This is a genomic window from Nocardioides hungaricus (genome assembly GCF_054782915.1).
The window spans coordinates 1-23,761 of the sequence record NZ_BAAGRO010000049.1 but is presented as its reverse complement, the minus strand read 5'-3'; the positions used below and the strand labels follow the sequence as shown (position 1 = coordinate 23,761).

The 23,761-nt window shown below is 73.4% G+C and carries 24 protein-coding genes, 1 tRNA gene and 1 rRNA gene; 2 read left to right on the top strand and 24 right to left on the bottom strand.

Going from position 1 to position 23,761, the window contains the following annotated elements; genetic code table 11:
- Window positions 1-11: 11 nt before the first annotated feature.
- The 13 genes from ACYVKX_RS18530 to ACYVKX_RS18470 form a co-directional block, all read right to left on the bottom strand.
- Complete coding sequence (locus tag ACYVKX_RS18530) at window positions 12-731, bottom strand: SDR family NAD(P)-dependent oxidoreductase (protein ID WP_460835155.1); 720 nt, start codon at window positions 729-731, stop codon at window positions 12-14.
- A gap of 142 nt (window positions 732-873) precedes the next feature.
- Window positions 874-947: transfer RNA gene (locus tag ACYVKX_RS18525), tRNA-Pro, on the bottom strand.
- Window positions 948-1,124: 177 nt separating this feature from the next.
- Window positions 1,125-2,468, bottom strand: coding sequence for a ribosome biogenesis GTPase Der (der, locus tag ACYVKX_RS18520; RefSeq protein ID WP_460835154.1), 1,344 nt, complete (start codon window positions 2,466-2,468; stop codon window positions 1,125-1,127).
- On the bottom strand, window positions 2,465-3,229 hold the full coding sequence (locus ACYVKX_RS18515) for a lysophospholipid acyltransferase family protein (protein ID WP_460835153.1): 765 nt from the start codon (window positions 3,227-3,229) through the stop codon (window positions 2,465-2,467). The genes der and ACYVKX_RS18515 overlap by 4 nt, the downstream gene beginning before the upstream one ends.
- Window positions 3,226-3,906 (bottom strand): (d)CMP kinase, encoded by a 681-nt coding sequence (cmk, locus tag ACYVKX_RS18510; RefSeq protein ID WP_460835152.1) that lies wholly within the window; start codon window positions 3,904-3,906, stop codon window positions 3,226-3,228. Before cmk ends, ACYVKX_RS18515 begins: the two co-directional genes overlap by 4 nt.
- A gap of 11 nt (window positions 3,907-3,917) precedes the next feature.
- Window positions 3,918-4,994 carry a prephenate dehydrogenase gene (locus ACYVKX_RS18505; protein ID WP_460835151.1) on the bottom strand — a complete coding sequence of 359 codons (1,077 nt, stop codon included), beginning with the start codon at window positions 4,992-4,994 and terminating at the stop codon, window positions 3,918-3,920.
- Window positions 4,984-5,370, bottom strand: coding sequence for a chorismate mutase (gene aroH, locus ACYVKX_RS18500; protein WP_460835150.1), 387 nt, complete (start codon window positions 5,368-5,370; stop codon window positions 4,984-4,986). Before aroH ends, ACYVKX_RS18505 begins: the two co-directional genes overlap by 11 nt.
- A 189-nt stretch (window positions 5,371-5,559) precedes the next feature.
- Window positions 5,560-6,318, bottom strand: a complete 759-nt coding sequence (locus ACYVKX_RS18495) for a pseudouridine synthase (RefSeq protein ID WP_460835149.1) — start codon at window positions 6,316-6,318, stop codon at window positions 5,560-5,562.
- Window positions 6,315-6,995, bottom strand: a complete 681-nt coding sequence (gene scpB / locus ACYVKX_RS18490; protein WP_460835148.1) for an SMC-Scp complex subunit ScpB — start codon at window positions 6,993-6,995, stop codon at window positions 6,315-6,317. The genes ACYVKX_RS18495 and scpB overlap by 4 nt, the downstream gene beginning before the upstream one ends.
- Window positions 6,979-7,866: a segregation and condensation protein A gene (locus tag ACYVKX_RS18485; protein WP_460835147.1), complete on the bottom strand. Its 888-nt coding sequence runs from the start codon at window positions 7,864-7,866 to the stop codon at window positions 6,979-6,981. Before ACYVKX_RS18485 ends, scpB begins: the two co-directional genes overlap by 17 nt.
- Window positions 7,863-8,192: a hypothetical protein gene (locus ACYVKX_RS18480; protein WP_460835146.1), complete on the bottom strand. Its 330-nt coding sequence runs from the start codon at window positions 8,190-8,192 to the stop codon at window positions 7,863-7,865. Before ACYVKX_RS18480 ends, ACYVKX_RS18485 begins: the two co-directional genes overlap by 4 nt.
- Window positions 8,177-9,058, bottom strand: a complete 882-nt coding sequence (locus tag ACYVKX_RS18475) for a ParA family protein (protein ID WP_460835145.1) — start codon at window positions 9,056-9,058, stop codon at window positions 8,177-8,179. Before ACYVKX_RS18475 ends, ACYVKX_RS18480 begins: the two co-directional genes overlap by 16 nt.
- A 371-nt stretch (window positions 9,059-9,429) precedes the next feature.
- Complete coding sequence (locus tag ACYVKX_RS18470) at window positions 9,430-9,741, bottom strand: GNAT family N-acetyltransferase (protein ID WP_460835144.1); 312 nt, start codon at window positions 9,739-9,741, stop codon at window positions 9,430-9,432.
- A gap of 89 nt (window positions 9,742-9,830) precedes the next feature.
- Between ACYVKX_RS18470 and ACYVKX_RS18465 the strand changes: the two genes are divergently transcribed.
- Window positions 9,831-11,147 (top strand): glycosyl hydrolase, encoded by a 1,317-nt coding sequence (locus tag ACYVKX_RS18465; protein WP_460835143.1) that lies wholly within the window; start codon window positions 9,831-9,833, stop codon window positions 11,145-11,147.
- Window positions 11,148-11,240: 93 nt separating this feature from the next.
- On the opposite strand, the gene ACYVKX_RS18460 is transcribed toward ACYVKX_RS18465, so the two are convergent.
- The 9 genes from ACYVKX_RS18460 to ACYVKX_RS18420 form a co-directional block, all read right to left on the bottom strand.
- Entirely contained in the window at window positions 11,241-13,766 is a 2,526-nt protein-coding gene (locus tag ACYVKX_RS18460; protein WP_460835142.1) for a DEAD/DEAH box helicase, read from the bottom strand.
- Window positions 13,767-13,771: 5 nt separating this feature from the next.
- Window positions 13,772-14,704, bottom strand: coding sequence for a site-specific tyrosine recombinase XerD (xerD, locus tag ACYVKX_RS18455; RefSeq protein WP_460835141.1), 933 nt, complete (start codon window positions 14,702-14,704; stop codon window positions 13,772-13,774).
- The gene (locus tag ACYVKX_RS18450; protein WP_460835140.1) at window positions 14,701-15,282 is read right to left on the bottom strand and encodes an NUDIX domain-containing protein; all 582 of its coding nucleotides are present in this window, start codon (window positions 15,280-15,282) and stop codon (window positions 14,701-14,703) included. The genes xerD and ACYVKX_RS18450 overlap by 4 nt, the downstream gene beginning before the upstream one ends.
- Window positions 15,283-15,287: 5 nt before the next feature.
- Window positions 15,288-16,991: a CTP synthase gene (locus tag ACYVKX_RS18445; RefSeq protein ID WP_460835139.1), complete on the bottom strand. Its 1,704-nt coding sequence runs from the start codon at window positions 16,989-16,991 to the stop codon at window positions 15,288-15,290.
- Between the two features lie 82 nt (window positions 16,992-17,073).
- Window positions 17,074-18,768, bottom strand: coding sequence for a DNA repair protein RecN (gene recN, locus ACYVKX_RS18440; protein WP_460835138.1), 1,695 nt, complete (start codon window positions 18,766-18,768; stop codon window positions 17,074-17,076).
- Window positions 18,761-19,717: an NAD kinase gene (locus ACYVKX_RS18435; RefSeq protein WP_460835137.1), complete on the bottom strand. Its 957-nt coding sequence runs from the start codon at window positions 19,715-19,717 to the stop codon at window positions 18,761-18,763. The genes recN and ACYVKX_RS18435 overlap by 8 nt, the downstream gene beginning before the upstream one ends.
- Entirely contained in the window at window positions 19,714-20,553 is an 840-nt protein-coding gene (locus tag ACYVKX_RS18430; protein WP_460835136.1) for a TlyA family RNA methyltransferase, read from the bottom strand. Before ACYVKX_RS18430 ends, ACYVKX_RS18435 begins: the two co-directional genes overlap by 4 nt.
- A gap of 1 nt (window position 20,554) precedes the next feature.
- On the bottom strand, window positions 20,555-20,779 hold the full coding sequence (locus ACYVKX_RS18425) for a hypothetical protein (RefSeq protein ID WP_460835135.1): 225 nt from the start codon (window positions 20,777-20,779) through the stop codon (window positions 20,555-20,557).
- 9 nt (window positions 20,780-20,788) lie between these two features.
- Window positions 20,789-21,787, bottom strand: coding sequence for an HAD-IIA family hydrolase (locus tag ACYVKX_RS18420; protein WP_460835134.1), 999 nt, complete (start codon window positions 21,785-21,787; stop codon window positions 20,789-20,791).
- A 47-nt stretch (window positions 21,788-21,834) separates the two neighbouring features.
- On the opposite strand from ACYVKX_RS18420, the gene ACYVKX_RS18415 reads away from it, so the two are divergent.
- Window positions 21,835-22,959 carry a DUF1015 family protein gene (locus ACYVKX_RS18415; RefSeq protein WP_460835133.1) on the top strand — a complete coding sequence of 375 codons (1,125 nt, stop codon included), beginning with the start codon at window positions 21,835-21,837 and terminating at the stop codon, window positions 22,957-22,959.
- On the opposite strand, the gene ACYVKX_RS18410 is transcribed toward ACYVKX_RS18415, so the two are convergent.
- Both ACYVKX_RS18410 and rrf read right to left on the bottom strand, forming a co-directional pair.
- Window positions 22,934-23,293, bottom strand: coding sequence for a single-stranded DNA-binding protein (locus ACYVKX_RS18410; RefSeq protein WP_460835132.1), 360 nt, complete (start codon window positions 23,291-23,293; stop codon window positions 22,934-22,936). The two genes, ACYVKX_RS18415 and ACYVKX_RS18410, sit on opposite strands and share 26 nt — an antisense overlap.
- 165 nt (window positions 23,294-23,458) lie before the next feature.
- Window positions 23,459-23,575 (bottom strand): 5S ribosomal RNA (rrf, locus tag ACYVKX_RS18405).
- Between the last annotated feature and the right edge of the window lie 186 nt (window positions 23,576-23,761).

The window sequence follows — 23,761 nt, the reverse complement described above, 5'->3', positions numbered from 1 at the left end:
CACAGAAGATGTCAGAGCAGGTTGAGGCCGCCGTCCAGGAGGACCACCTCGCCGGTGAGGTAGTCGCTCGCGACCAGGTCCGCCACCAGTCCGGCGACGTCGTCGGGGGTCGCGGCCCGCCGCATCGGCGCCCGCTCGCGCCACAGCTCCTGCGCCTCGGTCCAGTCGGCGGTCATCGGCGTGTCGACCAGCCCCGGCGCGACCGCGTTCACCCGCACCTCGGGGCCGAGCGCGACGGCCAGCAGCCGGGTGACGTGGTTGAGGGCGGCCTTGCTGGCGGCGTACGGCACCGACGCGCCCTTGGGCCGCACGCCCGCATGGCTGGTCACGTTGACCACGCAACCACGGCTCGCGCGCAGGTACGGCGCCGCGGCGGTCGTCAGCGCCCACGGGCCGATCAGGTTCACCTCGAGGATGTCGCGCCAGACCTGGGGGGTCGCGGCCGCGAGGTCGCCGTGCGGGATCGGCCGGCTGATCCCGGCGTTGTTGACCAGCACGTCGAGCCGCCCGATCTCTGCGAGGGCCGCGGCGACCGTCGCCCCGGCGGCGTCCGCGTCGGCGAGATCCGCCTGGACGTAGGAGCCGCCGAGCTCGGCGGCCAGCCGCTCCCCCGCCTCGGCGCTGGCTCCGGAGTGGACCACCACATGCCAGCCGTCGCTCGCGAGCCTCCGCGCGATCGCCTCGCCGATCCCCGAGGTGCTGCCGGTGACCAGGGCGACGCGCGTCTCCATGCCGCGCACACTAGCTCGGCCGCAACATCTCGTTTGCCGACGCACCCGCCGCAACTGTCGGGGTCGACCGAGGGAACACGACATCTGTCAGGTACGACGACCCGCCCGGTCGCACGCAACGCGTCCCGGGCGGTTCGATCGGTCGGGCTGACAGGATTTGAACCTGCGACCCCTTGACCCCCAGTCAAGTGCGCTACCAAGCTGCGCCACAGCCCGAACGGCCCCTTGTCGGGGCCGCGTGAACACTACCGCAGCCGGGCGCTCCCGCTGGAATCGGGTCGTGTGCCTGAGCACGCGCCATGGCGCGTGCTCAGGCACACGACCCAGCGGTTCACGAGCGCGGTCGCGGCCAGGACGAGGGGGGACTCGCGTCGCCCGATCGCAACCCGGATGTCACCGCCTGCGCTTCTCCCGCGGCCGCTGCTGCAGCACGATCGGCGTGCCGGCGAACCCGAACTCCTCGCGCAGCCGGCGCTCGATGAAGCGCTCGTACGACGCGTCCAGCCTGCCGCTGGTGAACAGGATGAACGTCGGCGGAGCGGTGGTCGCCTGGGTGCCGAAGAGGACCTTCGGCTGCTTGCCGCCCCGCACCGGGTGCGGGTGCTCGGCGACCAATCGGCCGAGGAAGCCGTTGAGGGCGCCGGTCGGGACCCGGGTCTCCCAGCCCTCGATCGCCCGGTCGAGCGCCGGCACCAGCCGGTCGACGTGCCAGCCGGTGCGTGCGGTGATGTTGATCCGCGGCGCCCACTGCACCTGCACCAGCTCGCGCTCGATCTCGCGCTCGAGGTAGTAGCGGCGCTCCTCGTCGACGAGGTCCCACTTGTTGAACGCGATCACCAGCGCGCGGCCGGCGTCGCGGACGGTCTGGATGATCCGCACGTCCTGCTCGGAGATCGACTGCTCCGCGTCGACGACCAGCACGGCCACCTCGGCCCGGTCGATCGCGGTCGAGGTGCGCAGCGAGGCGTAGTACTCGTGCCCGGACGCCTCCCGCACCCGCTTGCGGATGCCCGCGGTGTCGATGAACCGCCAGGCCCGGCCGCCGAGCTCGATCAGCTCGTCGACCGGGTCGACCGTCGTACCGGCGACGTCGTCCACGACCACGCGGTCCTCACCGGCCAGCTTGTTGAGCAGCGAGGACTTGCCGACGTTCGGCTTGCCGACGATCGCGATCCGGCGCGGGCCGCCGACCTCGGCCTCCCGCTCGGGCGGGGGCTCGGGCAGCGCGGCCAGTACGGCGTCGAGCAGGTCGCCCGAGCCCCGACCGTGCAGGGCGGAGACGGGGAACGGCTCGCCGAGGCCGAGGTTCCACAGGCCGTAGGTCTCGGCCTCCGCGCGCTGGTCGTCGACCTTGTTGGCCGCCAGCACGACCGGCTTGGCTGACCTGCGCAGGATCCGCACGACCGCCTCGTCGGCGTCGGTGATGCCCACGGTCGCGTCGACCACGAACAGCACCGCGTCGGCGAGCCCGACCGCGATCTCGGCCTGGGCGGCGATCCGCTCGGCCAGGCCGCGGGCGTCGGGGTCCCAGCCGCCGGTGTCGACGACCGTGAAGGCCCGGCCGGCCCAGTCGGCGTCGTACGAGACGCGGTCGCGGGTCACGCCCGGGACGTCCTCGACGACCGCCTCGCGGCGGCCGAGGATGCGGTTCACGAGCGTGGACTTGCCGACGTTGGGCCGTCCGACGACGGCGAGGATAGGGAGGGGGCCGAGCGCCTCGGGCTCGAGCTCGGTCATGGTGCTCCTCGGTCGGTGACCCCGGTGGCGGGGTCCGGATCTACGTCGGTCGGCGGCAGCGGACCCGGGAGGTCTCTCCCGGTCGACGCGCGCGCCCGGTCCAGCTGGACCAACATGTGCTCCCGGAGCAACAGCGAGGCCTTCTCGACTTGTTCCCGCGTCCTCGGCCACGGCACCGGCTCGATCCGGTACGCCGCACCGAACACCATGTCGATGGCCGCCCCCCTCCTCGGCAGCGACCCGCTGGCGCCGCCGGGCTCGCGGGACCCGAGCATGGTGACCGGGATGACCGGGGCGCCGGAGACCAGCGCGAGGTAGGCCGCGCCGCGGTGGAACCGCTCCAGGTCGCCCGGCCCGCGGCTGCCCTCGGGGTAGATGCCGATCGCGCGGCCATCGCGCAGCGCGCGCAGGCAGGTCTTCACCGCGCGCGGGTCGGTGTGGAAGCGGTCCAGCGGGATCTGGCCCGAGCGCCACAGGAACCAGCCCAGGAGCCCCGTGAACATCTCGACCTTGGTGAGCGCGTGCGCCGGCCGCGGCGCGAAGATCGCCAGCAGCGGGCCGTCGACGACCCCGACGTGGTTGGACGCGTAGATGATCGGGCCCGAGGCGGGCACGTGGCCGGGGTCGGTGACCCGCACGGTGTAGCGGCGCCGGATGACGAACCGCGCGAGCGGCCGCAGCGGCGAGCACAGCAGGTAGCGCGGCGCCGCGCTGACCCGGTCGCTGCGCGGCGGATCGAGGTGGACGACCGAGCGCCTCACGTCCGGGCCTCGGCGGCCTCGACCAGCGCGACGACCAAGCCGATGACCTCCTCGAGCGTGTGCCCGGTGGTGTCGATGTGGACGGCGTCATCGGCCATCGTCAGCGGCGCGGTGGCCCGGCCGGAGTCGATCCGATCGCGGGCGAGCAGCGACTCCTGGGTGGCGGCGACGTCTCCCCCGCCCTGCTCGGCGGCCCGGCGCGCGGCGCGGGCCATGGAGTCGGCGCTGAGGTAGACCTTCACCGGGGCGTCGGGTACGACGACCGAGCCGATGTCGCGACCCTCGACGACGATCCCGCCGGCTGCCGCCTCCCGGGCGATCACCGCGCGCTGGAGCTCGAGCAGCCGGGTGCGGACCTCGGGGACCGCGCTCACCGGCGAGACGGCGGCGGTCACGTCGTCCTGGCGGATCGCGACGGCGACGTCCGTGCCGTCGACGGTGATCGTGGGCGCGAACGGGTCGGTGCCGGAGACGATCTCGGGCTCGCCGCAGCGCGCGGCCACGGCGTCCGGGTCGTGCACGTCGACGCCCTGCCGCAGCAGCCACCAGGTCATCGCGCGGAACATCGCGCCGGTGTCGAGGTAGCGCAGCCCGAGCCGCTCCGCGACACCCCGGGAGGTGCTGGACTTGCCGGAGCCGGACGTGCCGTCGACGGCGACGACGAGGGGGCTGCTCACGGGGGGTCAGCCTACCGGTGGGTCACCCATCCCCGGGATTCGAGCGAGGCGTCGAGGTGGTCCGCACGGGACTCCTCGACGACGAGCTCCACGAGGCCGACCTGGCGGCCGAGGTCGTGGTCGATGCGCACATCCTCGATGTTCACGCCCGCCTCGCCGGCGGTCTGGAACAGCCGCGCCAGCACGCCCGGCTCGTCGGGCACCGACACGAACACCGAGGACGTCGGCCGCGACGGGCCGCCGTGCTTGCCCGGGATCGCCTGCGTGCCGGCCACGCCCGCGCGCAGCACCGCCTCGAGCCCCCCGCGGTCGGCGTTGCCCACGGCGTCGATGAGCACGTCGAGCTGGCCGCGGACCTCGCCGAGCAGGCCGAGCACCGCCTCGGCGTTCGCGGTGACGATCTGGCCGTAGAGCGCCGGGTCGCCGGCGGCCACCCGGGTCACGTCGCGGACGCCCTGCCCGGTGAGGGCAAGGTGGCCCGCCGGCGCCTCGACGAGCCGGGCCGCGACGAGGGAGGCGAGCAGGTGGGGCACGTGGGAGGTGCGGGCGACCGCGCGGTCGTGCTCCTCCGGCGAGAGGAGCACGGGGACGCCGCCGCAGACGGCCACCAGCGCCTCGACGAGCGCCACGCCGGCCGGGTCGGAGCCGTCGTGCGGCGCGATCGCCCAGGGGCGGCCGTCGAACAGCGCCGCGTTCGCCGCCAGCGGCCCGGACCGCTCGCTGCCCGCCATCGGGTGGCCGCCGACGTACCGCGGCGTGCCGAGCCGGCCGGTCACGGCGGCCAGGGGGCCGGTCTTCACGCTGCCGACGTCGGTGACGAAGGCGTCGGTCTCCTCCAGCGCGCGGACGATCTCGGCGCCGAGGTGGTCCGGGGGCACGGCGACGACGACCAGCTGCGGCCGGTCGCCCTCCGCGCGCGGGCGGCCGGCGCCGAGGGCGGACGCCGTGCGCACATGCTCGGGCGAGGTGTCGCTGAGCAGCACCTCGATCCCGGCGCGGCGGCAGGCCAGCCCGATCGACGTGCCGAGCAGGCCGGTGCCGACGACCTCGACGGGGCCGGCCAGGATCGGCTCGGCGTCAGGCGTCATCCGGCACCGCCCGAACCCGGGTGAGGTCGCGGCGCAGGGCGGCGGCGCCGTGCAGGTAGACGTGGGTGATGTCGGCGCGCGGCAGGTCGGTCTCGACGTGCGCCATCATCCGGACGACCCGCGGCATCGAGCCCTCGATCTCGAGCTCGCGGGCGCAGATCAGCGGCACGTCGTCGAACCCGAGCCGCCGGGCGGCGTACGCCGGGAACTCCGCGTGCAGGTCCGACGTCGCGGTGAAGATCACCGAGATGAAGTCGTCGACCTCCAGCCCGTTGGACGCCATGACGTCGGCGACCATCTCGGCCACCCGCTCCAGCATGTGGTCCCGCACGTCCTCGTCGAGCTGGGTCGCTCCTCGCACTGCCCTGACTGCCACGCGGACAGGCTAGCGAGGCTCATGCCGGGCTCCGGGCGGCGTCTCAGGGCCGGAGGGGCCGTTGGGATCCCCGGCTGACCGGGGATCCCTGACGTTGTCAGGGGTTGCAACGGCCGACAACGTCAGGTTTCACCGGCTGACCGGGGATCCCTGCACCGCCACCCCGCCGGCCGGCGGACGCCCACCACGTCACAGCTGCGCGCTGTCCAGCAGCGAGCCGAGCTCGGCGAGGGTGAGGTCGCGCATCTCGCCGGGCTTGAGCCGGCCCAGGGCGACGGGGCCGATCGCGGTGCGAGTGAGCCGGCGCACCGGGTGGCCGACGTGGTCGAGCAGCCGGCGGACGATCCGGTTGCGGCCCTCGTGGATGACCAGCTCGACGATCGACTTCGCCGCCGACGCCTCGACGATGCGCACCCTCCGCACGGTCACCGGGCCGTCCTCCAGAGTGACGCCCTCCAGCAGCTGCTTGACGGTCCGCCGGTAGACCTCGCCCGCCACCTCGGCGACATAGGTCTTGTCCACCTCGTACGACGGGTGCGCCATCCGCTGGGCGAAGTCGCCGTCGTTGGTGAGCAGGATGAGCCCCGAGGTGTCGGTGTCGAGGCGGCCGACGTGGAAGAGCCGCTCGGGCCGGTCCGCGACCAGGTCGCCGAGGCTCCGCCGACCCTCCGGGTCGGACATCGTGGAGACGACGCCGCGCGGCTTGTTGAGGGCCAGGTAGACCTGCTCCGAGACCGGCGGCAGTCGCTTGCCGTCGACCCGGACCACCGCGGTGCGCGGGTCGACCTTGGTGCCGAGCCGGGTGACGACCTCGCCGTCGACCTCGACCAGCCCGTCGAGCATCAGCTCCTCGCACCGGCGCCGGGACGCCACGCCGGACTGGGCTAGCAGCCTCTGCAGCCGGATCAGGCCCTCGTCGTCGGTCTCGATCCCGACATCGCCGCTCACGTCGGCTCGGTCCCGCCGTCGGGCTCGGTGCCGTCGCCCGAGTGCGGTGAGTGCGGCTCCTCGGGCGCCGACTCCGAGGCGACCGGCGGCGTGGCCACCATCTCGGCGAGCTCGTCCTCGAGGTCGTCCATGTCGGGGAGGTACGGCGCCAGCTCGGGCAGCTCGTCGATCGACTGCACCCCGATGCGCTCCAGGAAGTAGCCGGTCGTGCGGTAGAGGTTGGCGCCGGTCTCGTGGTCCTGGCCGGCGTCCTCGACCAGGCCGCGGGTCAGCAGCGTGCGCATCACGCCGTCGACGTTGACACCGCGGATCGCCGAGACCCGGGCGCGGGACACCGGCTGCTTGTAGGCGACCACCGCGAGGGTCTCCAGCGCCGCCTGGGTCAGCCGCGCCTGCTGGCCGTCGAGGACGTAGCCCTCCACGACGGCGGCGTACTCGTCGCGGGTGTAGTAGCGCCAGCCGCCGCCGACGTTGCGCAGGTCGAAGCCGCGGCCCTGCTCGGCGTACTCCACGGCCAGGCCCCGGAGCGCGAGCACGACCTCCTCGGTCGGGTAGCCGGTCGCCGTCGCCAGCGTCATCTCGTCCAGCGGCTGGTCGGCGACCATGAGCAGCGCCTCCAGCGAGGGGCGCAGCTCCGCCACGGGTACGGCGAGCGTCTCGTCAGTCGTCTCGGTCATCGGTCCCCTCCTCTGCGGCGGGCTCCGCCTCCGGCGGTGCCCCGTCGAACTCGTCGGTGATCAGGTCGTCGACGTCCGCGTCGTCGCCGCCGGTCCACCGGATGGTCAGCTCGCCCAGCGGCGTCACCTGGTCGAAGGCCACCGCACCCTCGCGGAACAGCTCCAGCAGCGACAGGAACCGGGCGACCGTGGTGAGCCGGTCCGGGGAGTCGCCGCACAGGGCGCGGAAGGTCATCGTGCCCTGCCGCCGCAGCCGGTCGACCACCAGGGCGGCCTGCTCGCGCACGCTCACCTTGGCGGCGTGGATGTGCTGCAGCGAGAGCTCGAGGATCGGCTTGGGCTCCATCGCCCTGGCCGCGAGCTGGGCGAACTGCTCCAGGCCGATGCCGATCAGCACCTCCGGCAGCAGGCCGGCGAACCGGTCCTCCAGACCGACCGCCCGCGGGTGCCGGCGCGCCTCGGACGCGAGGCGCTGCTCGAGCACCGCGGCGACCTGCTTGAACGCCTTGAACTGCAGCAGCCGCGCGAACAGCAGGTCGCGCGCCTCCAGCAGGGCGAGGTCCTCCTCGTCCTCGACGTCGCCCTGCGGCAGCAGCCGGGCGGCCTTGAGGTCGAGCAGGGTCGAGGCGACGAGCAGGAACGACGTCGTCTGCTCGAGCTCCCAGGTGGACCCGCCGGCCCTGACGTGCTCGATGAACTCGTCGGTGACCTTTGAGAGGGAGACCTCGGTGATGTCCAGCTTGTGCTTGGCGATCAGGCTCAGCAGCAGGTCGAAGGGGCCCTCGAAGTTGTCGAGCCGGACCTCGAAGGCGGGCGCCGTGTCGGGCCCGGCGTGGGGCCCGGTGTCCGGGGCTGCCTGCTGAGCCGTCATTCCTCGGTCAATCGTCGCACCAGGGCGCTGTCGTCGCCATGGGCGTCGAAGTCGGCCAGCACCATCGCGATCGCCTCGCGCACCAGCCGGCCGCGGTCCACGGCCAGGCCGTGCGAGCGGCGCAGCACCAGCCGCGCGTGCTCGAGGTCGAGCAGCTCGTCGGAGGTGACGTAGACCGTCATCTTCTCGTCGTGCCGGACCCGGCCGCTCGGCCTCTTCCGCCCGCTCGGCTGCTCCTCCTCCGCGGGCGCCTGCTCGGGCTCGGCGGTCGGGGCGGTCGGGCGGAACAGGTCGTCGGCGGTCGGAAGGCTCACCCGTCGAGACAACGAGCCAGCACCTCCTTGGCCAGCTGCCGGTAGGCGTCCGCGCCGGGCGACGACGAGGCGTACGTCGTGATCGGCTCGCCTGCGACGGTCGAGTCGGAGAACTTCACGGTGCGGCGGATGACCGTGTGGAAGACCTGGTCGCCCCACGCCTGCACGAGCCGCTCCATCACCTCGCGGCTGTGCAGCGTGCGGCCGTCGTACATGGTGCCGAGGACGCCGTCGATCTCCAGGCGCGGGTTGAGCCGCTCGCGCACCTTGTCGATGGTGGTCTTGAGCAGCGCCACGCCGCGCAGCGCGAAGTACTCGCACTCCAGCGGCACGATCACGCCGTCGGACGCGGTGAGCGCGTTGACGGTGAGCAGGCCGAGAGAGGGCTGGCAGTCGATGAGGATGACGTCGTACTCCGCGATCGCGGGGCCGAGCACCCGCTGCAGCGTCTGCTCGCGGGCCACCTCGTGGACCAGCTGCACCTCGGCGGCGGAGAGGTCGATGTTGGACGGGAGCAGGTCCATGCCCGGCACGCCGCTGGGCACGACCACCTCGTGGAGGTCCACGTCGCGCTGCATCAGCAGGTTGTAGACGGTCAGCTCCATCTCGTGCGGGTTCAGCCCGAGGCCGACCGACAGCGAGCCCTGGGGGTCGAAGTCGACGAGCAGCACTTTGCGGCCGTACTCCGCCAGCGACGCCCCCAGGTTGATCGTGGTCGTGGTCTTGCCGACCCCGCCCTTCTGGTTGCACATCGAGATCACGCGCGCGTTGCCGTGGGTGGTCAGCGGCCTCGGCTCCGGCAGGTCCGGCATCGGCCGGCCGGTGGGGCCGAGCTCCGCCTTGCTCGCGGGCCGCTCGAACGGCAGGGCGTCAGCCACGTGGTCCTCTCCGATTGCCTCAGGGGTTTCAGGGGTTGCTTCAGGGGCGGGCGGGCGCACCAGCGGCGGCATCTCGCCGGCGGCGCTGCCGGTGACCGGTGGTCCTCCGAAGGTGCCGCCTGCGCTCATCCGATGCTCCCTAACCCTATGTCGCTGTCCCTATGTCGACACGACGACTTGTTGCCGACTGCGGCGACTCTAGGACCGCCCTCCGACACCGAACAAGCCGAAGCCGGAAACCCCCAGCCCCCCAGGGGAATCTGTTGATGGACTGTGCAGTCGGGCAGCCTCGGGGTACACAGGAAACGCGTTCCTGTGCACAGTCCTGTGGAGGAGCTGGCCTGTGGAGGAGCTGGCCTGTGGAGGAGCTGTCAGTCCCTGGCGGTGCTGGCCGGGGCGCCGTACACGAGGTCGACGTAGTCGGGGTGCCTGCCGATCCAGCCCTTCACGAACGGGCACAGCGGCAGCACCTTGCGGGTGCCGGCGGCGCGGACGTCGTCGAGGGCGAACCGGGCGAGCGCCGACCCGACGCCCCGCCCCTCGAACCGCTCGTCGACCTCGGTGTGGGTGAAGACCACGAGGGCGTCGGTGAGCTCGTACTCCGCGAACCCGGCGAGCTCGCCGTCGAGGTGCGCCTCGTAGCGGCTGGCCTGCGGATTGTGGGAAGTCGCGACATCGGTCATGCCCTCGACCCTAGACTGGTGGCGTGCGACCACGGGGGGCCGTGACGGTCTTGCTGGCGGGGTTGCTCACGGGGGGCTTGATCTCGGCCGTGGCGACCCCTGCTCTGGCGCGCCCGGAGCCGGACGCGCGGAAGGGCGGTACGACGCTCAGCACCCGCCTCGCTCCCCCGGTCGTCACCGTCGGCGAGCCGGCGGCGCTGGTCGCCCAGCTCTCGACCGCGCAGCCGGGCCGACCGCTCACCGTCGAGCGCCGCGCCGGCGACGGCTCATGGGCCCCGGTCGCCGATGCCGCGGGCGGCACGACCGGCCGCGCCGTCGTACCGCTCGACACGACGGCGCCGGGCCCGCAGGTGCTGCGGGTGGTCGCCGGGGCCTGGAACGGCCGCGGCGAGATCGCGTCCGCGCCGGTCACGCTCCGCGTGTACACCACCGGGGCCTGCACCCCGCGGGTCGCGCTCGTCGACCCGGCGGCCACCACCGCCGCCCGCTGCCTGGCCGCCCGGCTGGACCGGTGGCGCTCGGCCGGCCTGATGGGCGTCGGCCAGCAGCTCAACATGTCCAACGAGCAGTACCTCGCCCCGCTGACCGCGCTCGGCGGCCGGCGGGTCGGCGTGGTCGGGTTCGACCTGTGGGAGCTCGGCAAGACCAGGACCTACGAGTTCCCCTTCTACGACCGGGCGATCGCCGACCTCATCGCGCTGGCGCAGGACGGCGCCGTGCTCACCGCGTCGTGGCACGCGCCCAACCCGCGCACCGGCGGTCCGTACGACGACCGCAGCTGGCGCGACGTCGGCGCGCTGCTCCGCGACACCCCCGAGGCCGAGACCTTCTGGGCGGACTACGACGCGCAGCTCGCCGTACTCGCCGAGCTCCAGGCCGCCGGCGTGGCCGTGGTCTTCCGCCCGTTCCACGAGGTCAACGGCGACTGGTTCTGGTGGGGCCGCCCGTCCCCCGCCACGTTCAAGGCGCTGTGGCGCCGGATGCAGGGGCGCGCCTGGGCCGCCGGCGTCGACAACGTCGTGTGGGCCTACTCCTTCGCCGCCGCCACCCGCCGCGGCATCGTCGCCCCGGAGAAGCTGCTGCCGCGTGCCGTGGACCTCGCCGGCATCGACAGCTACTGGCCCTCGACCGGCAGCCACCGCAGCCAGCGGCCCTCGATGGCCGGGTACGCCGCCGTCGCCAAGCGCGTCCCGCGCATGACCATCACCGAGATCGGCCCCGCCGCCGACACCGCCGGCTCCTGGCGGCCCTCGCTGATCACCTCCACCGCGAAGGCGCAGCGCAGCAAGCCGGTCTGGGCGCTGCTCTGGGTCGACGACGCCACCGGAGCCAAGCAGATCTCCTCCCTCGCCGGCGGCCTCCCCTGGCTGGACTCCTGCCCCAACGCCTTCTGTCTCATGAGCTGACTGTGTCCTCGGCTGCCGCCGAGACCGTCGAGACACCAGAACTGGCCCTCAAACCGCCGTTCTGAGGGCCAGTTCGGGTGTCTCGACGGCGAATCAGCCGCCCAGACAGCGCATCGCAGTCGTCCGCAGCACCAGCTCGCCGGCCTCGTCGGAGGCGTCCAGGTCGACCTCGGCCTCGATCACCCAGTCGTGGTGGCCCTCGGGGTCGTGGATCGTCTGGCTGACCCGGCAGGTCCGGCCCGACTCGACCACGGCCAGGAGAGCAGGGCCGCGGGCGTCGGCGTCGAGCAGCACCCGGTCGTGCTCGGCGTAGTACTCCTCGATCGCCTGGTCCCACGCCGACCGGGTCATCGGCACCTCCGCCGGCGGGTCGGTGCGGTCCGCGGCCGCGCGCTCGAGCGCCATCAGGCCGTCCAGGTCGTCGCGGGCGACCAGCTCGACCCGGCGCCACATCGCGTTGCGGATCATCACCGCGAACGCCCGCGACTGCCTCGAGATCGGGCGCGGGGACGGCGGCGGCTCGTGGTGACCCCCGAAGTTGCGCAGAGCGTCCGGGCGGACGTGCGACGGGTCGGCCAGCGCCTCCCACTCGTCGAGGAGCGAGGAGTCGGTCTGCCGCACGGTCTCCCCCAGCCACTCGACCAGGTCCTCCAGCTCCGGCGTGCGGTGCTGCTCGGGCACGGTCTGGCGCAGCGTGCGGTAGGCGTCGGTCAGGTAGCGCAGCACCAGCCCCTCCGACCGCGCGAGCTGGTAGCGCGACACGAAGTCGGTGAAGCTCATCCCCTGCTCGAACATCTCGCGCACGATCGACTTCGGCTGGAGAGCGTCCTCGGCAAGCCATGGGTGGGTCTGGCGATAGATCTCGTACGCCGCCTCCAGCAGCTCGGCCAGGGGACGCGGCCAGGTCACCTCCTCCAGCAGCGCCATCCGCTCGTCGTACTCGACCCCGTCGGCCTTCATCTCCGCGACCGCCTCGCCGCGGGCGACGTACTGCTGCTGCATCAGCACCTGCCGCGGCCCCTCCAGCACCGCCTCGATCACCGAGACGACGTCGAGGGTGTGCTCCTCGACCTCCGGGTCGAGCACGTCGAGCGCGGCCAGCGCGAAGTGCGCGAGCGGCTGGTTGAGCGCGAAGTCCACCGGCAGGTCGACCGTCAGCACGTACCGCCGCCCGAAGGAGTCGGGCTCCGCCAGCCGGGTGAGTACGCCGGAGTGCAGGAGCGATCGGGCGAGACGCAGTGCCCGGCGGGCCAGCCGCCGCTGCTGGCGCGGATCCTCGTGGTTGTCGGTCAGCAGCCGCCGCAGCACCGGGAAGGCGTCCTCCTCGCGCGCCAGGACGTTGATCAGCATGGCGTTGTCGACCCTCATCCGCGACACCAGCGGCTCGGGCTCGCCGGAGACCAGCTTGTCGAAGGTCTGCTCGCTCCAGACGACCGTGCCCTCGGGCGGCTTCCTCAGCTGCGCCTTGCTGTTCTTGCGGCCCGCGGCCTGCCGTGCGGCGGCCTTCGCCTTGAGTCGCTCGTTCTCGATGACGTGCTCGGGCGCCTGCACCACGACGTACCCGGCGGTGTCGAAGCCGGCCCGGCCCGCGCGCCCGGCGATCTGGAGGAACTCCCGCGACCGCAGGATCCGCTGCCGGCTGCCGTCGAACTTGGCCAGCCCCGTGAACAGCACGGTCCGGATCGGCACGTTGATGCCGACGCCGAGGGTGTCGGTGCCGCAGATGACGCCGAGCAGACCGGCCTGCGCGAGCTGCTCCACGAGCCGCCGGTAGCGCGGCAGCATCCCGGCGTGGTGCACGCCGATCCCGCGCCGCAGCAGCTTGTTGAGCGTCTTGCCGAAGCCCGCGCCGAACCGGACATGGTCCAGGCGCTCGCCGAGGTCGGGCTTGGGCACCCACCCCGCCTTGAGCAGGTTGGTCGCGTGCTCGACGGCGTCCTTCTGCGTGAAGTGCACGACGTAGACCGGCCCCTGACCGGTCGTCACCAGCTCCTCGAGCGTGTCCGCCAGCGGCGTCGTCGCCCACGAGAACGTCAACGGCACGGGGCGTACGGCGTCCGCCACGATCGTCGTCTCGCGACCGTTGCGCCGGGTGATGTCGGCGGCCAGGTCGGTGACGTCGCCCAGCGTGGCCGACATCAGCAGGAACTGCGCCTCGGTGAGCTCCAGCAGCGGCACCTGCCAGGCCCAGCCCCGGTCGGGCTCGGCGTAGAAGTGGAACTCGTCCATCACCACGAGCCCGACGTCCGCCGCGGCGCCCTCGCGCAGTGCGATGTTGGCGAGCACCTCGGCGGTGCAGCAGATGATCGGCGCGTCCGGGTTGACCGACGCGTCGCCGGTGAGCATGCCGACGTCGGCGGCGCCGAACTCCGCGACCAGCGCGAAGAACTTCTCGCTCACCAGGGCCTTGATCGGCGCCGTGTAGAACGACACCCGGTCCTCGGCGAGCGCGGCCCGGTGTGCGGCCTCGGCCACCAGCGACTTGCCGGAGCCCGTCGGCGTCGCGAGGACGACGTTCTCGCCCGCCAGCAGGGCGAGGATCGCCTCCTCCTGGTGCGCGTACAACTCCAGGCCGCGGGCGGACGCCGCCGCGGTGATCTCGTCGAGGAGGTCGGTCACGGGCCTCAGTCCCGAGCCCGGGGGTGCGCGGTGGCGAACACCTCGCGCAGGTTGTCGACGGTGACCAGCGTGTAGACCTGCGTCGTCGTGACCGAGGCGTGGCCGAGCAGCTCCTGGACGACGCGCACGTCGGCGCCGCCGTCGAGCAGGTGGGTGGCGAACGAGTGCCGCAGGGTGTGCGGCGAGACGTCCCGGGTCACGCCGGCCCGCTCCGCCGCGCGCACCAGCACGGCCCACGCCGACTGCCGCGAGAGGCGGCCGCCGCGGGCGTTGAGGAAGAGCGCGCCGCCATTGGTCGAGCCCGTCGAGACCGCCACCAGCTCCGGCCGCCCCCGCACCAGGTAGGCGTCGACCGCGTCGCGGGCGTAGGACCCGACCGGCACGATCCGCTCCTTGCCGCCCTTGCCGCGCAGCAGCACCGTGCCGTCGACCAGGTCGAGGTCGTCGACGTCGAGGCCGACCGCCTCGGAGATCCGGGCGCCGGTGCCGTAGAGCACCTCCAGCAGCGCCCGGTCGCGCAGCGCGAGCGTGGTGCCGGGCGCGCCGGCGGCCTCGAGGATCGCCTCCACGTCGGCGAGCGGCAGCGCCTTGGGCAGCCGCTTGGCCGGCGCCGGCGGCTTCACGCCGCTGGCAGGGTCGACCGTCGCGAGCCCGTCGGCCACCGCGAACCTGTGGAACCCCCGCACCGCCACGACCGTGCGCGCCGCCGAGGTCGAGCTCAGCGCCGGGTGCTCCGCGTCGCCCTCGCGCAGCCGCACCAGGAACGCCGACACCGTCGCCTCGCTGATCGCGTCGAGATCCTCGATCCCGGCCTCCGCAAGGTACTCCTGGTAGCGCCGCAGGTCCCGGCGGTACGACGTGAGCGTGTTCGCCGCGAGCCCGCGCTCGACCGAGAGGTGGTCGAGGTAGGTGCGGACCGCGCGCTGCAGGCCGTTCATGCCCGCTCCCGAGCCTCCGCGGCCAGGAGCGCGAGGGCCAGGTGCGCGTCGCGGACCCGCCCGGCCAGCACGGCCTCGCGGAGCTCGGCGCGCGGCACCCAGCCGATCTCCATCTCGGCCTCCTCGTGCTCGGGCTCGAAGTCGCCGCGGCCGACCTCGGTCAGCCCGCGCGCGAGGAAGTAGTGCGAGGTCTCGCCGAGGATGCCCGCGGAGGAGTACGCCGAGAGCAGGTGCGTCCACTCGGCGGCCTCGTAGCCGCCCTCCTCGCCCAGCTCGCGGCGGGCGACCGCGAGCGGCTCCTCCCCCTCGACGTCGAGCAGCCCGGCCGGGAGCTGCACCAGGCGCTGGCCGACGGCGTGCCGGTACTGCCACAGGCACAGCACCCGGTCCTCGTCGTCGACCGCCAGCACGATCGCGGCGCCGGGGTGCTCGACCACGAGCCGGGAGAACGGCTCCTCCCCGGGATGCCCCGGGCGGCGTACGGCGTCGGTGCGCAGGCGCACGACCCAGCCGCCGTCGTACTCCAGGCGGCTCTCTGCCACCGGCCACTGTGCGGGGACGTCGGCGGGCTCCGGCACCCGGATCAGTCGTCCTCGGGCTCGCGGCGCAGCCCGGACTCGTCGATCGGGAACCGCAGCTCCTTCTGCCGCTCGATCGCCGCGCCGACCAGGCCCGCGAACAGTGGGTGCGGCCGGGTCGGCCGCGAGCGCAGCTCGGGGTGGGCCTGGGTGGCGATGTAGTAGGGGTGGACGTCGCGCGGGAGCTCGACGAACTCGACCAGGCGGTCGTCCGGCGAGGTGCCGGAGAAGACCAGGCCGGCCGCCTCGAGCGGCTCGCGGTAGGCGTTGTTGACCTCGTAGCGGTGCCGGTGGCGCTCGTCGATCTGCGCGGCGCCGTACGCCGCGCGGGCGATGGAGCCCTCCTTGAGCGCGGCCGGGTAGAGGCCCAGGCGCATGGTGCCGCCCAGGTCGCCGGCGCCCTCGACGAACGCCAGCTGCTCGGCCATGGTGGCGATGACCGGCTCGGGCGTGTCCGGGTCGAACTCGGTCGAGCCGGCCTTCTCCAGGCCGAGCACCGTGCGGGAGTACTCGATCACCATGCACTGCAGGCCCAGGCACAGGCCCAGCGTCGGGATGCCGTGGGTGCGCGCGTAGGTGAGCGCGCCGAGCTTGCCCTCGATGCCGCGGACGCCGAAGCCGCCCGGGACGCAGACCGCGTCGACGTCCTGCAGGTGCCTGGCGGCGCCGGCCGGCGTCTGGCACTCGTCGGAGGCGACCCAGCGCAGCTGCACCTTGGCCTCGTGGGCGAAGCCGCCGGCGCGCAGCGCCTCGGCGACCGAGAGGTAGGCGTCGGGGAGGTCGACGTACTTGCCGACGAGCGCGACCGTGACCTCCTCCTTGGGGTGGTGCACCCGGCGCAGCAGGTCGTCCCAGACGGTCCAGTCGACGTCGCGGAAGGGCAGGTCGAGGCGGCGTACGACGTAGGCGTCGAGCCCCTCGCGGTGCAGCACCTTGGGGATGTCGTAGATCGACGGCGCGTCGGCCGCGGTGACCACGGCCTCCTGGTCGACGTCGCACATCAGCGAGATCTTGCGCTTGATCGACTCCGGCAGCTCGCGGTCCGCGCGGCAGACCACCGCGTCGGGCTGGATGCCGACCTGGCGCAGCGCGGCCACGGAGTGCTGGGTGGGCTTGGTCTTCAGCTCGCCGGACGGGCCGATGTAGGGCACCAGCGAGACGTGGAGGAAGAAGCAGTTGTCGCGGCCGATGTCGTGGCGCACCTGCCGGGCCGCCTCGAGGAACGGCAGGGACTCGATGTCGCCGACGGTGCCGCCGACCTCGGTGATCACCACGTCGACGCCCTGCCCGTCCGGCCGGGTGCCGCCCATCGCGAGGATGCGGTCCTTGATCTCGTTGGTGATGTGCGGGATGACCTGCACGGTGTCGCCGAGGTAGTCGCCGCGGCGCTCCTTGGCGATCACGCTGGAGTAGACCTGCCCGGTCGTGACGTTGGCGATCTGGCTCAGGTCGGTGTCGAGGAACCGCTCGTAGTGGCCGATGTCGAGGTCGGTCTCGGCGCCGTCGTCGGTGACGAACACCTCGCCGTGCTGGAACGGGTTCATCGTCCCGGGATCGACGTTGAGGTACGGGTCGAGCTTCTGCATCGTGACCCGCAGACCGCGCGCCTTGAGGAGGCTGCCGAGGCTGGACGCCGTCAGCCCCTTCCCGAGCGAGGAGGCGACGCCTCCGGTCACGAACACGTGCTTGGTCGGCGTCCCACTACTCACGGAACTCCATCCTACGTCAGCGGGATGGCTCCGTCCGATCCCGACGCACCGAGACGGCGCGGACCGGGAGACGCCGGGCGCGTCAGCGGGCGGCCCGGGCCTCCTGCGCGACGTCGAGCAGCTCGCGGGCGTGCGCGATCGCGGTGTCGGACTCGGCGAGGCCCGCCATCATCCGGGACAGCTCCCGCTCGCGCTGCTCGTCGTCGAGCACGGTGAGGCCAGAGCTCGTGACGGTGCCGTCGGAGGACTTCTCGACGACGACGTGGCGGTCGGCGTACGCCGCCACCTGCGGCAGATGCGTGACGACGAGTACCTGGGCGCTGCGCGCCAGCTGGGCGAGCCGCCGGCCGACCTCGACCGCGGCGGCACCGCCGACGCCCGCGTCGACCTCGTCGAAGACGAACGTCGGCACCGGGCTGGTCCCCGCGAGCGCGACCTCGAGGGCCAGCATCACGCGGGACAGCTCGCCGCCCGAGGCTCCCCTGGCCAGCGGACGCGGCTCGGAGCCGGTGTTGGCGGCCAGCATCAGCTCGACCTCGTCGGCCCCCGACGCGGTGAACCGCCCCTTCGGGCGCACCTCGACCCTCAGCCGGGCGTACGGCATCGCGAGCAGCGCGAGCTCGCCGGTGACCTCCTCGCCCAGGCGCCCGGCCGTCTCGGTCCGCGCGGCCGTCAGCGCCGCGGCCGCGACCTCGCGCTCGGCGGTCAGCACCTCCTGCTCGGCGCGCAGCTCCCCGATCCGCTCGTCGGTGTGGTCGAGGTCCAGCAGCCGGGTCGTGGAGCGCTCCGACCACGCCAGCACCTCGTCGATCGTCTCGCCGTACTTGCGGGTCAGCGCGGTCAGCGCCGCCCGCCGCTCCGACACCGCGGCCAGCCGGGCCGGGTCGGTGTCGATCCGCGCAGCGTACGACGCCACGTCGGCCGCCAGGTCGGAGAGCAGGTAGGTGATCTCGGCCAGCCGGTCGGCCAGCTCCCCCGCCTCGGCGTCGTGCTCGCGGACGCCGTCGAGCAGCGTCCGCGCGGCCGAGGTGGTCGCGAGGGCGTCCGGATCCCCCTGCTCGCTGGAGAGCGCCTCGCGGGCCTGCTCGGCCGCCGTGCGCAGTGTGTCGGCGAATCCCAGCCGAGCCTCCTCGGCCGCCAGCGCGGCGTCCTCCCCGGGCTCCGGGGCGACCGTCTCCACCTCGTCGATGCCGAATCGCAGCAGGTCGGCCTCCTGCGCGCGCTCCCGCGCGGTCGCCACGACCTCGTCCAGCTCGCGCTCGACCACCTCGAGACGGCGGTACCGGTCGGCGTACGTCCTCAGCAGCCCCGCCAGCGCCTCCCCTCCGAACCGGTCCAGCGCCTCGCGCTGCGCCCGCGCCCGGAGCAGCCGGTGCTGATCGGACTGGCCGTGCACCGCCACCAGGGGCTCGGCCACCCCGGCCAGCGAGGACACCGGCACCGACGCGCCCCCGACGAACGCCCGCGAGCGCCCCTCGGCCGACACGGTGCGGGCCAGCACGACCCGGTCGTCCTCGACCTCGCCCCCGGCGTCCTCGACCGCGGCCGCGAACTCGGCCAGGTCCCCGACCCGCACCACGCCCTCGACCCGAGCGGTCTTAGCACCGGTGCGGACGGCACCGCTGTCGGCACGGCCGCCGAGCAGCAGCCCGAGCGCGGTCACGATCATGGTCTTGCCGGCACCGGTCTCACCGGTGATCACGGTCAGCCCGGCACCGAGCTCCAGCGTCGAGGAGTCGATCACGCCGAGCTGGCCGATCCGGATCTCCTCAAGCATCGCCGCCCCTGTGGCGGCGCTCGGTCGAGCCGCGCCAGCCCTCGACCGGCAGCCCGAACTTGGCCACCAGCCGGTCCGTGAACGGCGCCTCGTGCAGCCGCACCAGCCGCACCGGGGTCGCCCCGCGGCGGACCTCGATCCGCGCACCGGGCGGGAGGTCGAACGCCCGCCGCCCGTCGGCCCACAGCACGCCGTACCCGTCGGTCCGCGCCAGCACCTCGACCGCCAGCGCCGAGGTCGGCGCCACCACCATCGGCCGGGCGAACAGCGCGTGCGCGCTGATCGGCACCATCAGCAGCGCCTCGACACCGGGCCACACGATCGGGCCGCCGGCGCTGAAGTTGTACGCCGTCGAGCCGGTCGGCGTCGCGCACACGACCCCGTCGCAGCCCCAGCGCGACAGCGGGCGCCCGTCGACCTCGACGACCACCTCGAGCATCCGCTCGCGGGCCGCCTTCTCGACGCTCGCCTCGTTCAGCGCCCAGGTGCGGGCGACGACCTCGCCGTCGCGGTGCACGGTCACGTCCAGCGTGAGCCGGTCCTCGATCGCGTAGCGCCGGCCGACGATCGACTCGATCGTCGACTCCAGGTCCTCGTACTCCGCCTCCGCCAGGAACCCGACATGCCCGAGATTCACCCCGAGCACCGGGGTGCCGGAGCCGCGGGTCAGCTCCGCCGCGCGCAGGATGGTGCCGTCGCCGCCGACCACCACGACCAGCTCGCAGTCCTCGCTGACCTGCTCTGCGACATCGTCGGCGACGACCTCGATGGTGCCGTCGGCCGCGTCGAGCCCGAGCTCGGCCGCGTCGCCGTGCAGCAGCCGGACCGTCAGCCCGTGCGCGGTCAGCGCCTTGGCGAAGGCGCGCGCCACCGCGCGTGCGTCGTCGCGCCCGGTGTGGGCGACCAGCAGCACGCGACGGGTCGGCACCGTCGGCTCGGGGCTCGTCACGGCTCCACCCTCTCACCCGCGGCCCCCCGTGGCGCGGCGGCGCGCACCGCGGTGCGGATGGCGTCCTCGTCGAGGCTCGCCGGGCCTCGTCGCAACCACAGGAAGAACTCCACGTTCCCGGACGGCCCCGGCAGCGGGCTGGTCGCCACCATCCGCGTGCCCCAGCCGCGCTGCGCCGCTGCGGCGGCCACCTTGGCCACCATCTCTGCACGTAGCCCCGGGTCGCGGACCACGCCGCCCTTGCCCACCCTCTCCCTGCCGACCTCGAACTGCGGCTTGACCATCAGCGCCAGGTCGCCGTCCGGCGCGGTGACACCGATCAGCGCGTCCAGCACCAGCTCGAGCGAGATGAACGACAGGTCGCCCACGACCACGTCGACAGTCCCACCGGTGATCTCCGTGGTCAGCTCGCGGACGTTCACCCGGTCGCGGACCAGCACCCGCTCGTCGGACTGGAGCTTCCAGGCCAGCTGGCCGTACCCCACGTCGACCGCCACCACCCTGCTCGCGCCGTGGCGCAGCAGCACGTCGGTGAACCCGCCGGTGGACGCGCCCGCGTCCAGGCAGCGCCGCCCCTCGACCACGAACCCCTCCGGCTCGAACGCCGCCAGCGCGCCGGCCAGCTTGTGCCCTCCTCGGGAGACGTATTCCGGGCGGTCCGGGTCGGCCGCCACCACGATCGCCAGGTCGGTCGTGACGCCGGTCGCGGGCTTGGTGGCCACGGCGCCGGACACGGTCACTCGCCGCTGCGCGATCAGCTCGCTGGCGTGCTCGCGGGACCGGGCCAGTCCCCTGCGGACCAGCTCGGCGTCCAGGCGCAGGCGTCGCGGGGGCACGTCAGGCCGGGTCGTCGCCTGCGTCGAGCGCCCGGCGCAGCCGGTCGTGCACGGTCTCGAAGACACCCACGTGCTCCTCGAGCGGACGCTCCTCCAGCTCTTCGACGGCGATGATCGCCTCGTCGACGCCGGCCACCCCCGTCCGGACGCGCTCCGGCTCCGGCGGCACCGTCTCGGGCTCGCCGGGGTCCTCCGCCGGGGTCGGGAATGCGGGCTCCTCGGTCATGGTCCGAGGCTATCGCGCGAGCTCCTGCACGCCCGCCAGGTGCACCGGGTCTCCGGTCTCGTCCAGGTGCGCCCACGCACAGGTGGCCACGACCCGCCACCAGTCGTCCGGGGCTCCGTCCCCGGCCACGTCCAGGCGGCCGTCGGTCGCGCGCGCCTGCCAGCCGCCTAGCGCGAACCCGCCGGGCACGCGCTCGGGCACGCCGTGCTCCTCCGTGAGACCGCCCAGGTCGCGCGCGAGGTACGTCGGCCGCAGCTCCTCCGGGGCCGCCACCAGCTCCGCCAGGCCGGTCACCCCGGTCAGGACCAGCAGCGAGTCCAGGCCGGCGCGGTGCGCGCCCTCGATGTCGGTGTCGAGCCGATCCCCGACCATGAGCGGACGCCGACCACCGACTCGTCGGACGGTCTCGTCCAGCAGCGGCCGCGCCGGCTTGCCGGCCACGACCGGGTCCACGCCGGTGAACCGGCGCAGCATCTCCACCTGGACGCCGTGGCCCGGCGCGACGCCGAACTCGGCCGGGAAGGTCGCGTCGGTGTTGCTCGCCACCCACGGCAGGCCGTCGCGGATCCGCACCGCCGCGCGCATGATCTCCGACCAGCGCACGTCCGGCCCGTACCCCGTGCAGATCGCCGCCGCCTCGTCGTCCGCGCCGACCGGGACCAGCCGGGCCGCCACCAGCGCGTCCCGCAGCCCGTCGGCACCCAGGCACACCACGCGCGCACCCGCCCCGAACCGCTCCGCGACCAGGCGCGCCGCGGCCTGCGCGGAGGTCACCACGTCGGCGGCCTCCGCCTCGACCCCGAGCTCGCGCAGGTGTGCGGCGACCCGGTCCGGTGGACGGGAGGCGTTGTTGGTGATGAACGCCAGCCGCATCCCGGCGGCGCGCGCCTTCGCCAGGTGCTCCGGCGCGCCCGGCACGGCGTCGCCGCCCACGTAGACGACTCCGTCGAGGTCCAGCATCGCGAGGTCGTACCCGCGGCACAGGGCCTGATCCGACGAGCCGAGCACGCGTGCCTCCTGACGGTGTGAACGTGCTCGCACCCTACGATGCTCCGATGGAAGCCGGCTCCCTGGTCCCCCCGCCCCAGGTGGCGCGACCGCTGCGGCTCCTGCCCTTTCGCGGCCTCTCGCTGGCTCCGGGACGGATCGGCGCGCCGTCGTCGGTCCGCGCGTTCACCCGGCCCTACCGGGAGGTCACCAAGCGGCTCCTGCGCTGGGAGCGCCAGGGCCAGGTCACCCACGACGACCTGCCCGGGCTCTACCTGCACGAGTACACGACCGGCGGCATGACCGTCCGCGGTCTCGCCGGCGCCCTGGACATCGGTCGGCGGGCCTCGGGTCGCGACGACGTGGCCGTGCTGCCGCACGAGGGGATCCGCCCTGCCCAGGCCGACGAGCTTGCCGTCCGAATGACCGAGATGCAGGTCAACCCCGCGCCGATCCTGCTGGTGCACCGCGGGTCTCCGGCGGTGCGCAGCCTCCTCGACGCCGTCCAGGAGCGTCCGCCGCTCCGTGCATTCATCGACCGCGGGGACCAGCAGCACCGGCTCTGGGCGGTCACCGATCCCGAGGAGATCCGGCTCGTCGACGACGAACTGGCGCCCACGACCGCGCTCATCGCCGACGGTCACCACCGGTACGCCGCCTACCTCCGGATGCAGCGCGAGGACCCGCGGCCGGCCACCGACGCCGGCCTCGCGATGCTGGTCGACCAGGAGGACACCCCCCTCTACCTCGGACCGATCCACCGGGTACTGGGAGGCATCGATCTCGCCGGCATGAGGGCTGCGGCCCACCGGGGCGGCGCCCGGTGGGCCGAGGCCGCCGCGCAGCCGGCGGTGGCGGCCCTGGCACCCGACCGGCTCGTCGTCACCGACGGCACCGGCTGGGCCACGATCCAACTCGACCTGCCGCCGGACCGGGTCGCGGTGGAGGTCCTCCACGACGTCCTGGTGCCGGCGCTCGAGCACCGGCCGACCCGCACGGCGTACCACCATGCGGTCGATGACGCGCTGCAGGACCTCGCGAAGCGTCACGGCGTCGCCGTGCTCATGCCGGCGCCGGAGTTCGGACAGGTGCTGGCGACCTGCGCTGCGGACCGGCTGCTACCGGAGAAGGCGACGTCGTTCCAGCCCAAGCCGAACATCGGGGTGCTCATCCGGTCGCTGCGCGACGAATGACCTTGCCGGAGGCGATCTCGACCTCGACGCGGGACGCGACCGCGCCCCCGGCGCGGAAGAAGCGCCGGTGCAGTGCCCCGGTCACCTCGACCACGTCGCCGGCCGACCAGCCGCTCACCGACCTCCGCGCGCGACTCGACCAGGCGGCGCACTCGATGGCGTCGACCGTCTGGCGGGACTTCCCGGAGCCACGATCGCGCGGCACCACCACCCGGAACGTCCAGACGGTGTCACCGCTCGGCAGTACGCGCTCGTCGGGGTCCTGGGACACCCGGCCGACCAGGCGGACCTCGTTCGTCGCCTCTGTCTTCACATCTGTCTTCGGTGCGGACATCGCACATCACCTCCACGCACAACACTCCGCGCGAGGTCCGACACTCACCCCGCTCGCCGGCCACGTCTGTGGATCGACGTGACGGAACGCGGTGCTGTGGAGGGAAATAGGCCCGAAATGCCCAGCAGGGCCACCCTCGATGAGGGTGACCCTGCTGGAATGTTTGTTCGGCGGCGTCCTGCTCTCCCACATCCTCTCGGTTGCAGTACCATCGGCGCTGAAAGGCTTAACTTCCGGGTTCGGGATGGGTCCGGGTGTTTCCCTTTCGCTATGGCCGCCGTAACTCTGGTGGTCGGTGGGCTTGCGGGGTGTTCACGCAAGCCCCTTCGACCAGGTATTTGGTTGGTCAACAGGTGTTGGTCAACAGGTGTTGGTTAACAGGTTGTTGGTCAACACCTGTTGTGGACGCGGGGTGTGTTGTTGTTTTGGTTGAGGGTTTGTGGGACAAGCCCTCGGCCTATTAGTACC

Excerpts from the sequence above, each read along its gene's own strand:
- ACYVKX_RS18530 (WP_460835155.1), bottom strand. The coding sequence starts at position 731 with ATGGAGACGCGCGTCGCCCTGGTCACCGGCAGCACCTCGGGGATCGGC.
- der (WP_460835154.1), bottom strand. The coding sequence starts at position 2,468 with ATGACCGAGCTCGAGCCCGAGGCGCTCGGCCCCCTCCCTATCCTCGCC.
- ACYVKX_RS18505 (WP_460835151.1), bottom strand. The coding sequence starts at position 4,994 with ATGACGCCTGACGCCGAGCCGATCCTGGCCGGCCCCGTCGAGGTCGTC.
- scpB (WP_460835148.1), bottom strand. The coding sequence starts at position 6,995 with ATGACCGAGACGACTGACGAGACGCTCGCCGTACCCGTGGCGGAGCTG.
- ACYVKX_RS18485 (WP_460835147.1), bottom strand. The coding sequence starts at position 7,866 with ATGACGGCTCAGCAGGCAGCCCCGGACACCGGGCCCCACGCCGGGCCC.
- ACYVKX_RS18470 (WP_460835144.1), bottom strand. The coding sequence starts at position 9,741 with ATGACCGATGTCGCGACTTCCCACAATCCGCAGGCCAGCCGCTACGAG.
- xerD (WP_460835141.1), bottom strand. The coding sequence starts at position 14,704 with ATGAACGGCCTGCAGCGCGCGGTCCGCACCTACCTCGACCACCTCTCG.
- recN (WP_460835138.1), bottom strand. The coding sequence starts at position 18,768 with ATGCTTGAGGAGATCCGGATCGGCCAGCTCGGCGTGATCGACTCCTCG.
- ACYVKX_RS18425 (WP_460835135.1), bottom strand. The coding sequence starts at position 20,779 with ATGACCGAGGAGCCCGCATTCCCGACCCCGGCGGAGGACCCCGGCGAG.
- ACYVKX_RS18415 (WP_460835133.1), top strand. The coding sequence starts at position 21,835 with ATGGAAGCCGGCTCCCTGGTCCCCCCGCCCCAGGTGGCGCGACCGCTG.
- ACYVKX_RS18410 (WP_460835132.1), bottom strand. The coding sequence starts at position 23,293 with ATGTCCGCACCGAAGACAGATGTGAAGACAGAGGCGACGAACGAGGTC.